The 14,118-nt window shown below is 64.3% G+C and carries 11 protein-coding genes and 2 pseudogenes; 6 read left to right on the forward strand and 7 right to left on the reverse strand.

Annotated elements, in window-relative coordinates:
* Nucleotides 1-847: 847 nt before the first annotated feature.
* A complete protein-coding gene (locus ACFVWT_RS08675; RefSeq protein ID WP_390246983.1) occupies nucleotides 848-1,768 on the reverse strand; it encodes a hypothetical protein in 921 nt (306 codons plus the stop codon).
* 385 nt (nucleotides 1,769-2,153) lie between these two features.
* Between ACFVWT_RS08675 and ACFVWT_RS08680 the strand changes: the two genes are divergently transcribed.
* From ACFVWT_RS08680 to ACFVWT_RS08700, 5 genes are all read left to right on the forward strand, one after another.
* Complete coding sequence (locus ACFVWT_RS08680; RefSeq protein ID WP_390246985.1) at nucleotides 2,154-3,395, forward strand: CaiB/BaiF CoA transferase family protein; 1,242 nt, start codon at nucleotides 2,154-2,156, stop codon at nucleotides 3,393-3,395.
* Nucleotides 3,396-3,459: 64 nt separating this feature from the next.
* Nucleotides 3,460-4,665, forward strand: coding sequence for an acyl-CoA dehydrogenase family protein (locus ACFVWT_RS08685; RefSeq protein ID WP_390246987.1), 1,206 nt, complete (start codon nucleotides 3,460-3,462; stop codon nucleotides 4,663-4,665).
* Between the two features lie 37 nt (nucleotides 4,666-4,702).
* Entirely contained in the window at nucleotides 4,703-5,926 is a 1,224-nt protein-coding gene (locus ACFVWT_RS08690) for a thiolase family protein (protein WP_390246989.1), read from the forward strand.
* Nucleotides 5,926-6,735, forward strand: a complete 810-nt coding sequence (locus ACFVWT_RS08695) for an enoyl-CoA hydratase/isomerase family protein (RefSeq protein WP_390246991.1) — start codon at nucleotides 5,926-5,928, stop codon at nucleotides 6,733-6,735. The genes ACFVWT_RS08690 and ACFVWT_RS08695 overlap by 1 nt, the downstream gene beginning before the upstream one ends.
* On the forward strand, nucleotides 6,732-7,601 hold the full coding sequence (locus ACFVWT_RS08700; protein WP_390246993.1) for a 3-hydroxyacyl-CoA dehydrogenase family protein: 870 nt from the start codon (nucleotides 6,732-6,734) through the stop codon (nucleotides 7,599-7,601). Before ACFVWT_RS08695 ends, ACFVWT_RS08700 begins: the two co-directional genes overlap by 4 nt.
* Before the next feature lie 165 nt (nucleotides 7,602-7,766).
* On the opposite strand, the pseudogene ACFVWT_RS08705 reads toward ACFVWT_RS08700, so the two are convergent.
* From ACFVWT_RS08705 to ACFVWT_RS08720, 4 genes and pseudogenes are all read right to left on the reverse strand, one after another.
* Nucleotides 7,767-7,949: pseudogene (locus ACFVWT_RS08705) on the reverse strand (hypothetical protein); the annotation flags it as partial.
* An 83-nt stretch (nucleotides 7,950-8,032) separates the two neighbouring features.
* Entirely contained in the window at nucleotides 8,033-8,695 is a 663-nt protein-coding gene (locus ACFVWT_RS08710) for a family 16 glycoside hydrolase (RefSeq protein ID WP_390246995.1), read from the reverse strand.
* Nucleotides 8,688-9,722: a zinc-binding alcohol dehydrogenase family protein gene (locus ACFVWT_RS08715; protein WP_390246997.1), complete on the reverse strand. Its 1,035-nt coding sequence runs from the start codon at nucleotides 9,720-9,722 to the stop codon at nucleotides 8,688-8,690. Before ACFVWT_RS08715 ends, ACFVWT_RS08710 begins: the two co-directional genes overlap by 8 nt.
* On the reverse strand, nucleotides 9,715-11,070 hold the full coding sequence (locus ACFVWT_RS08720; RefSeq protein WP_390246999.1) for an MFS transporter: 1,356 nt from the start codon (nucleotides 11,068-11,070) through the stop codon (nucleotides 9,715-9,717). Before ACFVWT_RS08720 ends, ACFVWT_RS08715 begins: the two co-directional genes overlap by 8 nt.
* 108 nt (nucleotides 11,071-11,178) lie before the next feature.
* On the opposite strand from ACFVWT_RS08720, the gene ACFVWT_RS08725 reads away from it, so the two are divergent.
* Nucleotides 11,179-11,691 carry a PadR family transcriptional regulator gene (locus ACFVWT_RS08725; RefSeq protein WP_390247001.1) on the forward strand — a complete coding sequence of 171 codons (513 nt, stop codon included), beginning with the start codon at nucleotides 11,179-11,181 and terminating at the stop codon, nucleotides 11,689-11,691.
* 29 nt (nucleotides 11,692-11,720) lie between these two features.
* Here ACFVWT_RS08725 and ACFVWT_RS08730 read toward each other — a convergent pair whose 3' ends face one another.
* The gene (locus ACFVWT_RS08730; protein WP_390247003.1) at nucleotides 11,721-13,961 is read right to left on the reverse strand and encodes a glycoside hydrolase family 3 C-terminal domain-containing protein; all 2,241 of its coding nucleotides are present in this window, start codon (nucleotides 13,959-13,961) and stop codon (nucleotides 11,721-11,723) included.
* Nucleotides 13,962-14,004: 43 nt separating this feature from the next.
* Nucleotides 14,005-14,118 (reverse strand): annotated as a pseudogene (locus ACFVWT_RS08735) (carbohydrate ABC transporter permease); the annotation flags it as partial.

The raw sequence follows: 14,118 nt of genomic DNA on the forward strand, positions 1-14,118 counted from the left end.
CGCCCTCCCCCCTCATTGACAGAGATGACTGGTTGACGGAAGAAGAGTCCGTATCCCACACACCTTCACTCTGTCGACGGATCCTGCGCCGCCAACAGATATGCCAAGAGAGGCGCCCGATGACAGGAAGGTCCCACAAGAACCTCTGATCCGGGCCGCAAAGTCATGTCGACCGGACCAGAGACCTGCATGAACTAGCGAAGGCAGAGCCAGGAGGAAGGGATAACAATGAGGATGACAGGCCGCCCGTGCACAAACGCGTGCACAATGTGCACACCCCCTTTGGCCGGACAAAAGCTCGACGAGCGCAGTATGCCTGGCTTAAAGAAAGCAGCAATCCGAGGGCGATCCTCGAAGAAAATTCCGCTTCGTCATGTCGTCACCACAATTACTGGCCATGAACGAGTGAAGGCCAACAACTGGCCACCGGAAACAGCAAGAAAGGACGCCAAATAGCTTAGATCCCAGCAGGCGCGGGGCCAACCAGCCAAGACCCGCCCCCGCCACCCACACAACCGAACAGGCCACCGCGGAGCCAGGCCAAAACCGCGGACAGCGTCAGAGGAACCCGCGGAGGGTCAATGTCCACACATTAAAGCAAAAACCCCTCTGACGAGGGGTTATGCGTGCCCGAGGTGGGACTCGAACCGGACTCCAGCCCTTGCAAACACTGGGAAGTCCCGAAAACATGCGGAATCCGACCCAGTCCGCCACCAGTACGACCCGATCCAAAGCCGAGAGTGTGCACATTGTGCACACCCTCTTTTGGTCGACCCCCGGCCCCAGAATAACTCTGAGGTCCATTATTGCCCCTCCCACTTCTGTCCCACTCCAGGCAACACCGCCCTTAGCCCGTCTTCAGCTTGCTGAGAAGGGCAGCACGCACTGCGGGATTGTCCTGCCATTGGTTGAGCGATCCCGCCATCGTGTCCCCTATGCGCTCCATCGCGTCCCGGGCCGTAAGCATGTGCACCCCGTGGGCCGAGATGCTGGTGGACCCAACGGACGTGCTGCGCCCGTGAATCATGATCATGGGAATCACTTCCACCCCGGGCCCGAGCAGGGACCGGTATCCGGCGGCGGCGGCATGCATCCAGTTCGCTTTGCCGTGCCCGTACCCGTCAGAGCGCACAATCAGATCCTTCTCCCCGGCCGGGCGCCATTCGTACTGGCCCCAGCGATAGAGCTTGGAATCCAGAAGGTAGACAACGTTCCCGAATGCAACCGCATGGTCCACATCAGAGTCCTGGCGTCCCGGGAACTGCAGCCCGTGGAACACGGACGTTCCCGGGATTCGCAGCAGAAGTTCCAGCAGAAGCGCCGTACTACCCTCACCCCTCGCCCCCGCCTCAACCCTACCCCGACCGAACTTTTCAGCCGCGGCCAGAACACCACCAGGGGTACCAAATATCCGGCCACGGTTGGCCTCCCGCCTCGCATCTTCCCGCGCCTCCCGCACGGCACCGGACCACGCGACGAAGATCGCGAAGATCAGTGCCACTCCCGCCAAGAGCACACCCAGAGTCACCGGCGCCATCTGGTACAAGCTCACGTGTACAAGGACGGCGATCCAGTAGATCACCGGCATGGCCACCACCACAGCTACAACGACCAACACGATCAGTACCACGGACCTACGAGCGGCCCGCCGCGTCGCAGCACGGTACTGCGGCGTCGGGTCCGGGCGTACCCTGCCGTGTGCCCGGTACCAGTCCCAGACCTCGGGCCGGATGCCATACTGCCGCAGTACCTGCACGGCCTGGACCATTCTGTCCCCCAATATTTCTCGTCCACCCAGTTGTCCGGCGAGTCTAGTGCTGCATGATCGGAACTAACAGCCGTCTCCGAGCCTGGCGCAAGACTTGACCGACATAGCGGCCTCACGTATCTGCCTTGCTCGGCATACCGCCTGGCGCCGGGGTCGCCCAAGGGCAGGACCCCGGCGGATGCGACTCCCGTCGAGCGGATAGCCAGGAAACTGAAAACGAAGAAGGACCGGGCGGTCTACGCACGGCGTAATGCCATCGTGGAACCGGCCTGCGACAAAAATGGCATTATTTCCGAAATTGCAATAATGCAACGCTCAATAAGTATTGGACGCGCTGTAATGGCCGATGGGATAGTGAAAAAGATCCCCCTATGGAAGAGGACCCATGACACTGCAGAGCACCGTAGCTCCCCCCGCGCCGGGGGCTGCCCAGGACCGCCAACCGGCAGGCGTGCGCCGGGACGCCTTCGGTCGCGATGCCAGCGGGCCTCTGGCGGGAATCGTCATTGCCGACTTCAGTCGTGTGCTGGCCGGCCCCTACTGCACCATGCTTTTGGCGGACATGGGCGCCACCGTTATCAAGGTGGAGAGCCCGGCCGGCGACGAAACACGCGAGTGGAAACCCCCGGTCTTCGAGGGCCAATCCACGTACTACCTTTCGATCAACAGGAACAAGAGATCCATCGCCTTGGACTTCGGCGATACGGACGATATCGACACGGCGCGGAACATTGCGGCGGGGGCCGACGTCGTCATCGAGAACTTCAAGCCCGGCGGGCTTAGCCGCTTCGGCCTGGACTACGCTTCCATCGCCGAACTCAACCCTGCCGTGGTCTATGCGTCGATCACCGGATTCGGCACCGCCGGCGGCGCCACCCTGCCGGGCTACGACCTGCTCGTCCAGGCCATGTCCGGCCTCATGAGCCTGACCGGCGATCCGGAGTTCCCCGCGTACCGGTCGGGTGTGGCCGTGTTCGATGTCATCACCGGACTCCATGCCGCGATCGGCGTCCTGTCCGCGCTGCACGAGCGGAGCCAGAGCGGCCGCGGCCAGCGCATCGAGGTGAACCTCATGTCCTCGGCCCTGTCCGGCATGGTCAACCAGACTGCGGGCTTCCTGCTCAGCGGCAACGTGCCCACCCGTATGGGTAACGAGCACCCCAGCATCTACCCCTACGAGCCGCTCCCCACCGCTGACGGGGAGATCGTCCTGGCCATCGGCAACGACCGCCAATTCCGTACCCTGTGCGGTGTTCTGGGCGCGCCGCACCTCGCCACGGACCCGAGGTTTGGCACGCCGCCGGACCGCAGCCACAACCGCAAGGCCCTGCGTCCGCTTCTGGTGGAGTTGCTGGCCACGAAGCCCGCTTCCGAATGGTTCGACATCTTCACCGAGTCAGGGCTACCGTGCGCCCCGATCAACGACGTGCGTGGCGGCTTCGAGTTCGCGGATCGCCTCGGGCTGGAACCGGTGGTTGAAGTGGGATCCGGTGAAGGAGCCATCCCCGGCGTCCGCAACCCGATCACGTTCTCGGCGACGCCCGCCAGCTACGACCTCGTGCCGCCCGGCATCGATGCCGACCGCGGGGACATCCTCGGGTGGCTGCAGTCTGTGCCGCAACGCTAGCCCTCCCCCGAAGCAGCCACCAACCACCCCGGCATCCGTCCACGGACCATCAAAAGGACTCATCATGACCACCACCACAACTACCCGTGCCGCCGCCACTTCGGACTACTTCCACCTCGACGAACAGCTCACCCCCGAAGAGACGGCGATCCGGGACAAGGTCCGCGACTTTGCCGAGAACCGGGTCCTTCCCATCATCAACGACTACTGGGAACGGGCGGAGTTCCCGAACGAACTGCTCCCCGGCCTCGCAGAGCTCGGCATCATCGGGACCTACATTCAGGGGTACGGATGCCCGGGAATGAGCCGGAAGGCCGCCGGCATGGTGGCCCGGGAGATGGCCCGGGCCGATGGAAGCATCAACACGTTCCTGGGCGTGCACTCCAACCTTTGCATGGGCGCACTGAACATGCTCGGCACCGATGAGCAGCGGCAGCGCTGGCTCCCGGACATGGCCAAGCTCAAGAAGACCGGCGCCTTCGCCTTGACCGAACCGGACCACGGGTCCGACTCGGTGGCCCTGGAAACCAGCGCAACCCGCGACGGCGACACCTGGGTAATCAACGGCCACAAGCGCTGGATCGGCAACGGCCACGCCGCCGATGTCATCGTGCTGTTTGCCCGCAACACTGAGGACGGCAAGGTCAACGCCTTCGTCGTCGAGAAGGACGCGGAGGGCAACCACCCGGAGGGCTACAACCCCACCGTCATCACCGGCAAAATCGGCAAGCGCGCCATCCTCCAGGCCGACATCATCATCGACAACATGCGGATCCAGGAAACGAACCGGCTGGAGAACTGCAGGTCCTTCGCGGACGTCTCCCGCGTGCTCCAGGCAACCCGCGGCGGCGCCGCCTGGGAAGCCGTAGGCCACGCCATGGCATGCTTCGAGATCGCCGTGGACTACGCCGCGAAACGTGAACAGTTCGGCAACCCGATCGCCGGGTACCAGCTGGTGCAACACCGCCTGGCGAACATGCTCAGCGAGCTCACGGCGATGCAGCTGATGTGCAATCGCATGGCGGAACTTGCCGACCAGGGCCTCCTGACAAACGCCATGGCGTCCATGGTCAAGATGTCCACCTCCCAGAAGGGCAAATGGATCTGCAACGAGGCGCGTGAACTCCTTGCCGGCAACGGCCTGCTGCTCGAAAACCACGTCGCCCGCCACTTGACGGACATGGAAGTGGTGTCCACCTACGAGGGCACCGACTCCATCCAGGCACTGCTGGTAGGCCGCGACATCACCGGCATCTCAGCCTTCCGCTGACCGCACGCCTCCCCCATACCAAACCCAAGGAGTTTCCATGCCCGAAGCATTCCTCATAGGCGGCGCCCGCACCCCCGTAGGCCGCTACGGCGGCGCCCTGAGTTCCGTCCGGCCTGACGATTTGGCCGCACTCACGGTGCGGGCCGCCGTCGAACGCGCCGGCATTGACCCAGCCGTGGTGGACGAAGTGATCCTCGGCAACGCCAACGGCGCCGGCGAGGAGAACCGCAACGTCGCCCGTATGGCCTGGCTGCTCGCCGGCTTCCCCGACACCGTCCCCGGCATCACCGTCAACCGCCTCTGCGCCTCCGGCCTGAGCGCCATCATCATGGCCTCCCACATGGTCAAGGCAGGCGCCGCGGACATCGTGGTGGCAGGCGGCGTCGAGTCCATGTCCCGCGCCCCATGGGTCATGGAAAAGCCGGACAAACCCTTCGCCAAACCCGGCGCCGTGGTGGACACCTCCATCGGCTGGCGCTTCCCCAACCCCGCCTTCCTGTCCGGGGAACTCTCCCGCGACGGCAAAGCCACCTACTCCATGCCCGAAACCGCGGAGGAGGTGGCCCGCGCCTACAACATTTCCCGTGAGGATTGCGACGCCTTCGCCGCCCGTTCCCACGAGCGCGCCCTCGCCGCGATCGAGGCCGGACGCTTCGCCGACGAAATCATCCCCGTGACGGTCAAGGGCCGCAAGGGCACAGAAACCATCGTGGATACCGATGAAGGACCCCGCCCCGGAACGTCCCAGGACGTCCTCGCCGGCCTGCGCCCGGTAGTCAGGGGCGGCAGCGTGGTCACCGCCGGCAACGCCTCGACCCTCAACGACGGCGCCTCGGCAATCATCGTGGCGTCCGAGGCAGCCGTGCAGAAGTACGGCCTCACTCCCCGCGCCCGCATCCTCGACGGTGCCTCCGCCGGCGTCGCCCAGGAAATCATGGGCATCGGCCCCGTCCCGGCCACCCGCAAGGTCCTGGACCGCGCCGGTTTCACGGTAGCCGACCTGGCCGCCGTCGAGCTTAACGAGGCCTTCGCCTCCCAGGCCCTGGCCTGCATGCGCGAACTAAAGCTCGAACCCGACACCGTCAACAACCTCGGCGGCGCGATCGCCCTCGGCCACCCGCTCGGCTCCTCCGGGTCCCGCCTGGTCATCACCCTGCTCGGACGCCTCGAACACGAAGTCACGCGCGGCGGCAAGCTCGGCCTCGCCACTATGTGCGTCGGCGTCGGACAAGGCACCGCATTGCTGCTCGAAGGCATCTGATGACAGAGGTAATGCACGACGCCGGCACGCGCCTTGATGCCTCGGGTTTCGTCACACTGCTGGTTGAGGAGCGGGAGGACCGTTTGGCGGTCCGGCTGCACCGGCCGCCAGTGAAAAACGCCATCGACCAGGCAATGGTGGACGAGTTGCACGCCGTGTGCGCGCATCTGGAAAGCACACCGAAAATCCTGATCCTCTCCGGCACTCCCTGTGACCCCGACACCGGAGCACGGGCCGTTTTCGCGTCCGGGGCCGACATCGCGCAGCTGCGCGAGCGGCGCCGTGACGAAGCCCTGGCGGGAATCAACTCCAGAGTCTTCGACAGGATTGCGAAGCTGCCCATGCCGGTCATTGCCGCCCTGGACGGCTTTGCGCTCGGCGGCGGCGCCGAGCTGGCGTACGCAGCGGACTTCCGCATCGGCACTCCGGCGCTGCGGATGGGCAATCCCGAGACAAATTTGGGCATCCTGGCCGCGGCCGGCGCCACCTGGCGGCTGAAGGAGCTGGTCGGCGAGCCAATGGCCAAGCAGATCCTGCTGACCGGCAAAGTCCTCACCGGCGAGGACTGCCTCGCCATAGGGCTGATCACCGAACTTGTGGAACCGGAGACACTGCTGGATGCGGCGCACGCCCTGGCGGACGCCATCGCGGCGCAGGACCCCCTCGCCGTACGCCTCACCAAGGCCGTGTTCCAGGCTCCACGGGAGGTCCATCCCGTCATCGACACCCTGGCCCAAGGCATGCTTTTCGAGTCCCAGGCCAAATTTGACCGTATGCAGGCGTTCCTCGACAGGAAGAAGAAGTCATGAACAACCCAGTAGTGCCGGCAGGATTCCCGGCGCGTGTAGGTGTCCTGGGCGGTGGCCGGATGGGCGCTGGTATCGCCCACGCGTTCCTCATCAACGGGGCAGACGTGGTGGTGGTGGAACGCGACGAGGCCGCAGCCCAGGCGGGCCGTGAGCGCGTCAAGGCCTCCGCGGCGAAAACGGTGGAGCGCAACCCTCAGGGTGGCGACCTCGAGGAGCTGGCTTCCCGCCTGTCCGTTTCTGTGGACTATGCAGCCTTCGGGGACCGCGAACTGGTAGTCGAGGCTGTCCCGGAGGACTGGGCGTTGAAGGTAGCAGCACTCCGCGGGGTCGAGGAGCAGCTCTCGCTGGGAACCGTGCTGGCCTCGAACACATCGTCGCTGTCCGTGTCCGGGCTGGCTGAGGAACTGGCGCGGCCCCAGGACTTCCTGGGACTGCACTTCTTCAACCCCGTCCCCGCGTCCACGCTGATTGAGGTGGTGATCGGCAAGCAGACCCGTCCCGAGCTCGTCGAACAGGCCCGCACCTGGGTCCTGGGGCTGGGCAAGACCGCCGTCGTGGTCAACGACGCCCCGGGTTTCGCGTCGTCCCGGCTGGGCGTGGCGATCGCCCTGGAAGCGATGCGCATGGTCGAGGAAGGCGTCGCCTCCGCCGAGGACATCGACAACGCCATGGTCCTCGGCTACAAACATCCCACCGGACCGCTGCGCACCACGGACATGGTGGGCCTGGACGTGCGCTTGGGCATCGCCAATTACCTTCACCAGACGTTGGGCGAGCGGTTCGCCCCGCCGCAGATTCTCCGGGACAGAGTGGCCCGCGGTGAACTGGGCCGCAAGACCGGCAAGGGCTTCTTCGATTGGAGCTGAATCGGCTGGAACTGATCTGAGCCTAAACTCATGAAGCTGGCCAGGACTCTGGGGTCATGGCCAGCTTCGTGAGTTGGTTGACGCTTTCCGCTGTGCCGCACATTGGCCGTCCCCGGGCATGATCAAGCAGCCGGTCTTCCTCGGCGTTGGTTACAGGTCCAGGGCCAGCCACGGAAAAGACGGGAACCCACCAATGTCACGCACGATCGGCGGCACCGCAGCCGTGACGATCGTCTAATCGATCGCCACCAGGGCCGTCTAGAGCATCAAGTAGATCAGTGCGGGTCCGCGCTTTCTGCACGGTGGACGAGTAGTTCCACGGCCGCGCCGGACGGGGTTGAGTGCGATTGCAACGGCGCTCCATCTGGTCGCTGCAGCATGGAAGCTTCGAACTATGAACGACGGCGGCCGTCGCGGCCGGCCGCCACGGCTCACCCTGCAGTGATGGACAGGTTGGAGAAGAACGCCTCCGTACCGATGTCAACAAAAAGCCCGATACCGCCGCGGGCTTCCGGTCCCTTCGTTTCAGCAAGATCCAGAACCTGGATGCCATCGACGCTGGCACGCAATCTTCCGTCCTGCACCTCGATGCGCAGGCGGATCCATTCGTCCGGACCGATGCGGGCCCCCGCCTCGTAGCGACCGTCCGGATAGTCCTCGCGAAGGCGTTCGAAGTTCCACTCCGGATAGGCGAAATACTGCACGGCCCGCTGGGCACGGGGCCCCGGAGGATTTACCTTGGCACCGTTGAGGGGCCGGACATACACAGCTTCGAAGCTCTCCAGGTTCTCCGTGATCCGGTAGGCAAGACCCGCGAACGCCCGCGCATAGTCTGGCGCGCCGTCTGCGAGCCGGCTCAGCAGGTCGACCTCGACGATTCCGTTCCTGAAGTCCGCAGGAATGAGGACAAAGGTGGGCTGGTCCACGTAGTCAACACCGGGAACCCCTGAGGCTGCGGCCTCGGTCAGCCCGACGCGAAGGGCACGGCGCCCCGCAACATTGACACTCTCCGCCGTCACGGAGTTCATCGACGCTCCCGCGGGCAGGCCGTCCAAGGCGTGGAATACCGTTACCTGAAGTTTCCGGTCATTCATTGACGTTCCCTTCTTCCGAGTGTGCTGAGGGGGCGTCGGTGCGCCCGCCCACCGTGACTACCAGCTTTCCCGTGACGGAGCCGTCCTCCATGTCCTGATGCGCCTGCACTATGCCCTCGAGGGAATAGACCTTCCCGATCGGGACGATGACCTGTCCCGACGCGACTGCGTCCAGGAACTCCTGCAGGACAGCCTGGGGCAGGTCCTCGGCTTCGCCGGTGTAAGCGGTGAGTCGAACTCCACTCGGGATGTACTCGATGGGGTAGAAGTCCGGCACGGTCCACTCATCGGAAAGCATTCCCGTAAAGCACACCGTCCCGTGGACGGCAGTGGCCCGGAGGGTGTCGCGCAACGTCGGGGCCCCCACGAGCTCAACGGCGCCGCCGACTCCATCAGGGAAGATCGTCCGCACCTCCTCAGCGATACTTCCGGTGTCGATAATGACATGGTCCGCTCCGACGTCGAGGAGCGCTTGAGTCTTGTTGGCGTTCCTCGTGGTGGCGAGGACCGTGATGCCGCGGCGCTTCGCCAGGACGATGAGAGCAAGACCAATCGAGGATGTGCCGCCCCGGATCAACAAGCTGCTGCCCGGGGCGGCATTGACGCCGACAGTCAACGAGCCGTAGGCGGTCTGCAGCATTTCCGGAACCGCACCCAGGGTGGGCCAGTCAAGGGTGCTCGCGAACGGGATCACGCTGGCGGCCGGTACCGAAACGTACTCGGCGTATCCGCCATCAAAAGTCCGCCCCATGCCGCCCATCAGCGCTGCGACCTGAGTCCCGGAGGTAAACTCTCCGCCCGGGGCATCAACAACCACCCCGGCCGCCTCGATGCCCGGAATACGCGGAAAGGACCCGAACGACCCCAGGCCGCGCCGGAAGTGCAGTTCAGAGCGGTTCAAGCCGAAGGCGCGGACCTCGATCAGAACCCACCCCGGCTTGGAAACGGGCCGGGGTACATCACGGATTTTGAGGGCGTCCGGTGCCCCGGGACCGTCGAGGACGACAGCACGCATCATGTCAGGCATGGTCCTTCACTCCTTGGGCGTCTGCGTCAGCTGTGGTGCGCGATGATACTGGCATCGGCCCGGGTTGCTGGTCTTGTGAAGCCGCTGTCTCCGGACCCCGCCGAATGGCCGGGAGGGCAGCGAGTGCAACGACTGCGATCAGCAGCCCGGGCACCAGCGGCCAACCCGTCGATTCCGTGAGCGTCTGCACCGCGTACGGGGCAATCCCGCCAAAGATCGTTGTGGCAACAGTCCCGCCTATAGCCAACGCAGTCAAGCGGCCCCTGACTTCGAACTGCTCCGGGATCGCCGATGCCCCGACCGCGCTGAGGCTGCCTGCGAGGCACGCTAGGACAACTACCGCCGCCACTGCCGCGCCTGCGTTCGTTTGCCCGGCTGCAGCGAACATCGGAAGTGGAAGAAGGACTGCCGCAATGGCAAGGATCAGCAGCGTTGCCCGTCGGCCGTACCGGTCGGACAGCCAACCCGCCACGGGGGAAGCAAGGACGACGACGACGGCCGCGAGCGTCGCCAGCCCTAGGGCCGAAGATTCGCTCCAGTTCCGGACCGAGATCAGGTACGTCGGCAGATAGATGATGCCCACGTAATAGGCAGCCGAGCACAGTCCCGAAATCATAAACGTACGGATTATGGCCCGCCACTGCCGCCGCAATACACCTGGCAACGGCTGCTGCCGCGTAACCAATCGGCTTTGCAGGAACAACGGCGTTTCCGGCAGCCCGGACCTGAGAGCCAGAATCAGTCCGGCAAGTACCCCGCCCACAATGAACGGGATCCGCCAGCCCCACTCCTCGACCTGCGGTGCGGACAATGCAGTCACTGTCAGGGCCGAAACACCGGCAGCCAGCAACGCGCCAACTTCGCTGGCAGAAGCCGCCAACGAGGTGACCAGGCCGCGATTCCTGGCACGGCTGCTTTCGAGGAGGTAGGTCATGACTCCTGTGTATTCGCCGCCAACAGAGAACGCCATGAGGCATCGCAGGGCAAGGAGCCACACTGCTGCCGATTCGCCGACCTGGGCATAGGTTGGCAATGCGGCCATCCCGGCCGTGGCCAGGAACATCAACGCCATGGACGCCAGAAGGACCGGGCGCCTGCCCCAGCGGTCCCCCACATAGCCGAACACCAGGCCTCCAACGGGCCTCAGTAAATAGGAGACAGCAAACGTCGCCAGTGTCATGAGGACGCCCGTCGGGCTGTCCCCGAAGAAGACCCGGGAAAGCACCGAGCTCAGGTAGAGGAACAGCGTGAAGTCGTACCACTCCACAACTGTCGAGACCACGGCAATGGCAAGACGGCCGCGGGAAATGGCCGGTTTGGGTGTACCTGCGACAGGCGATGACGGCATGAGGGTCCTTCGGAGACGAATGCGGGACGTTCAGCATATACCTCGAAACGAGGTATCTCTGAGTGAATACCTCGTTTCGACACATACATGTCATGTAGCATGGCGTTCGTGCTGGAACTGATGATTTTGGGCTTCCTGGCGGAGGGCCCGCTCCACGGCTACGAACTGCGCCGGAAAATGAACGAGCTATACGGTTTCGCCCGTGAAATCAGTGACGGCAGCCTGTATCCCGCCATTCAGCGGCTGATCAATTCAGGATCAGTTGTCCGCCGCATCGAGAGCGGCCGGGCCGCCCAGCGCCACACGCTCGAACTGACGCCAGATGGCAGGAAAGACCTCGAGGGCCGACTGCGCAGCGCAGCGGCAGGCGACATTACTGACCTCGGACGATTCATGGTCATCCTTGCGTTCCTATCCCAACTTCCCGATGTGGAAGATCAGCATGCGGTACTTCGACGGCGGCTTGAGTTCCTGGAGGCCCCGGCAAGCTTCTTCTACGAAAATGGCCGGCCACTGCGCAAGGCTGAAATAGACGACGTCTACCGCAAGGGAATGGTCACCATCGGCCAGGCCGCAAGCCGCGCCGAGATCGCCTGGATCCGGCAGACTCTGGCGACCTGATAGCGGTTGCCTGCGTATCCGGGACCCGGCTATCCATCCTGGCCCTCGATAAACGCGTCGATATCTTCCGGTTCCAGAGGGATGCCAGGAAACTCGACGATCGTGGCCAGCGGCATACTGAGCACGTTGACACGCCCCGCTTCGTCTCCGAGCAGGTCTCCGATGCGCCCGCGGAACCCGCCACGGACTTCCGCGGTCGCCCGCAGTCTAGGCCCGGCGACGGGGTGAGCGTAAAAATCGCCGAAAGTGGACCAGTTGTCGAGGCGCACCGGGCGCGGCACGCCTGTGATCTCGATGTCCGCTGAAATCCTGAGGTCGCGGGATGATGCCCCGACATGGACGGTGGCGTGGCCGCCTTCGTATGCCCAGCCGGTAAGCCGCCCGTGCCAATGCTCAAGGTCGGCACGGCGCACCTCGATCCGGACAACTTCGGAGGCACCGGCGTCGAGACGAACCTTCCGCCAGCCGCGCAGCTCCCGGAGTGGGGTCTGGACGGAGCTGTTGTGGTCGGTGACGTACACCTGGACTACGTCCGATCCCTCTCTTGTGCCGGTGTTGGTGAGGCGGATCTCCACGTCGAAAGCGGTCTCATCCTCGAGCGCACGCGGAGTCACATTGAGGTCGGAGTAGCTGAACGTCGTATACGAGAGTCCGTGTCCGAACGGGTAGTCCACCGCCACATCCCGGGCATCGTAGTAGCGGTATCCGACGTGGATGCCTTCACCGTAGCGGACCGTTCCACCCTCCCCCGGGAAGGAGAGGTACGACGGAGTATCTTCGATCCGCAGCGGCACCGACTCAGTAAGGCGACCGCCAGGCTCAGAATCTCCGAGAAGGACATCGGCAACTGTGTCGCCGTGAGCTTGGCCGGTCAGCCAGAATTCGACGACGGCATTCACCGAAGAGCGCCATGCCGCCGTGGTGACCGCGGAGCCGTTGCTGAGAGCTACGACTTTTGGTGTGTCGACCGCCTGCATGTCAGAGAGGAGCGCAAGCTGGTCATCGGGCAAATCGATGGATGCTCGGTCCACGCCCTCTGCCTCGTAGCCTCCTGGCAGCCCCAGAAAAAGCAAAACTATGTCCGCCCGCTGCGCCGCTTCTACTGCGTCCGAACGCATCATCGGCGACGAGCCAACCCGATCAAGACTGTAGCCGGGCGAGAACTCCACCGCTCCCCCTGCTGCTTCCACCCGAGTGGTTAGCGCGTCAAGCCCGGAAACAGTGAGGGAGGCGTTGACACGTGAGCTGCCGGCGCCCTGATAGCGCGGGGTCCGGGCAAGCTCGCCAACCACCGCGACGCGAAGTCCTGCGGATACGTCGAGGGGCAGCGTTCCATCGTTTGCCAACAGTACGGTGGACTGAGCGGCGGCAGTACGTACGAGTTCGTGGTGCGCATTAGTATCGACTGCAGCTACGGGGCCATTCATTTTCGTCCGCTGAGCCAGGAGCATCAGCCGCTCTGCTACACGGTCGAATGCCGCGCGGTCAACCCGCCCCTCGGCGAAGGCCAGACCAACACGCGGATCGTCCGGTCGACCAGGCATGCGAACATCGAGGCCAGCGTCAACCGCCGCCACGGGATCGTGGACGGCGCCCCAATCTGACACGACGACGCCGTCGTAGTCCCATTCCCCTCGCAGCACGTCGGTGAGTAGCCAGCGATTCTCCGAGGCATAGACACCGTTGATTCGGTTGTATGCGGACATGATCGACCACGGGCTGGACTCGCGGAGGGCGACCTGGAAGGCGCGCAGGTACACCTCACGCAGCGTCCGTTCATCAACCTCGGCGCTCACGCGGAGACGATCTGTTTCCTGGTTGTTTGCTGCGAAATGCTTGAGGCAGGCGCCGACACCTTCACTTTGGATACCGCGAACGGCCGCAGCCGCGAGTACGCCAGCGAGGAACGGATCTTCGGAATAGTACTCGAAATTGCGTCCGCAAAGCGGGCTGCGCTTGATGTTCAGGCCCGGTCCGAGCACAACATCAACGCCGGCAGTGCGAGCTTCGCGCCCAAGAGCAGCCCCGACGGACTGCACGAGTTCGGGGTCCCAAGACGAGGCGAGCGTGACGGCCGGCGGGAAGCACGTGGCAGGGGCGCTCCGTTCGAGTCCGAGGTGGTCAGGGTTTTCGTCGTCCTGAACCCGAAGGCCGTGGGGCCCGTCAGCGAAACGCAAAGACCTCAGGCCGATCCACGGCGCTTCCGGCGTCGTCCAGTAGTCGGCCCCTGTCGTCAGGGACACTGCGGCAAAGGGCATTGTGTCGGTCATCGAAACTCCTTGAATGAACAGATATAAACCGTTGCGGCGCTGGTTAGCGGCCGGCGAGGGATCCGCCGATGCCGCCGACGCTGAAGTATTTGTTCAGGGTGGCGAAGACGATGACCGGCGGGAGCATCATGACCACGGCGAGGGCCATGACGGAGGT

The sequence above is a fragment of the Arthrobacter sp. NPDC058288 genome, from assembly GCF_042880995.1.
Taxonomy (GTDB): domain Bacteria; phylum Actinomycetota; class Actinomycetes; order Actinomycetales; family Micrococcaceae; genus Arthrobacter.

What these genes read in the sequence shown, in the direction of transcription:
- ACFVWT_RS08675 (WP_390246983.1), bottom strand. Translation starts at nt 1,768, where the DNA reads ATGGTCCAGGCCGTGCAGGTACTGCGGCAGTATGGCATCCGGCCCGAG.
- ACFVWT_RS08715 (WP_390246997.1), bottom strand. Translation starts at nt 9,722, where the DNA reads ATGCCTGACATGATGCGTGCTGTCGTCCTCGACGGTCCCGGGGCACCG.
- ACFVWT_RS08710 (WP_390246995.1), bottom strand. Translation starts at nt 8,695, where the DNA reads ATGAATGACCGGAAACTTCAGGTAACGGTATTCCACGCCTTGGACGGC.
- ACFVWT_RS08695 (WP_390246991.1), top strand. Translation starts at nt 5,926, where the DNA reads ATGACAGAGGTAATGCACGACGCCGGCACGCGCCTTGATGCCTCGGGT.
- ACFVWT_RS08720 (WP_390246999.1), bottom strand. Translation starts at nt 11,070, where the DNA reads ATGCCGTCATCGCCTGTCGCAGGTACACCCAAACCGGCCATTTCCCGC.
- ACFVWT_RS08680 (WP_390246985.1), top strand. Translation starts at nt 2,154, where the DNA reads ATGACACTGCAGAGCACCGTAGCTCCCCCCGCGCCGGGGGCTGCCCAG.
- ACFVWT_RS08690 (WP_390246989.1), top strand. Translation starts at nt 4,703, where the DNA reads ATGCCCGAAGCATTCCTCATAGGCGGCGCCCGCACCCCCGTAGGCCGC.
- ACFVWT_RS08685 (WP_390246987.1), top strand. Translation starts at nt 3,460, where the DNA reads ATGACCACCACCACAACTACCCGTGCCGCCGCCACTTCGGACTACTTC.
- ACFVWT_RS08700 (WP_390246993.1), top strand. Translation starts at nt 6,732, where the DNA reads ATGAACAACCCAGTAGTGCCGGCAGGATTCCCGGCGCGTGTAGGTGTC.
- ACFVWT_RS08730 (WP_390247003.1), bottom strand. Translation starts at nt 13,961, where the DNA reads ATGACCGACACAATGCCCTTTGCCGCAGTGTCCCTGACGACAGGGGCC.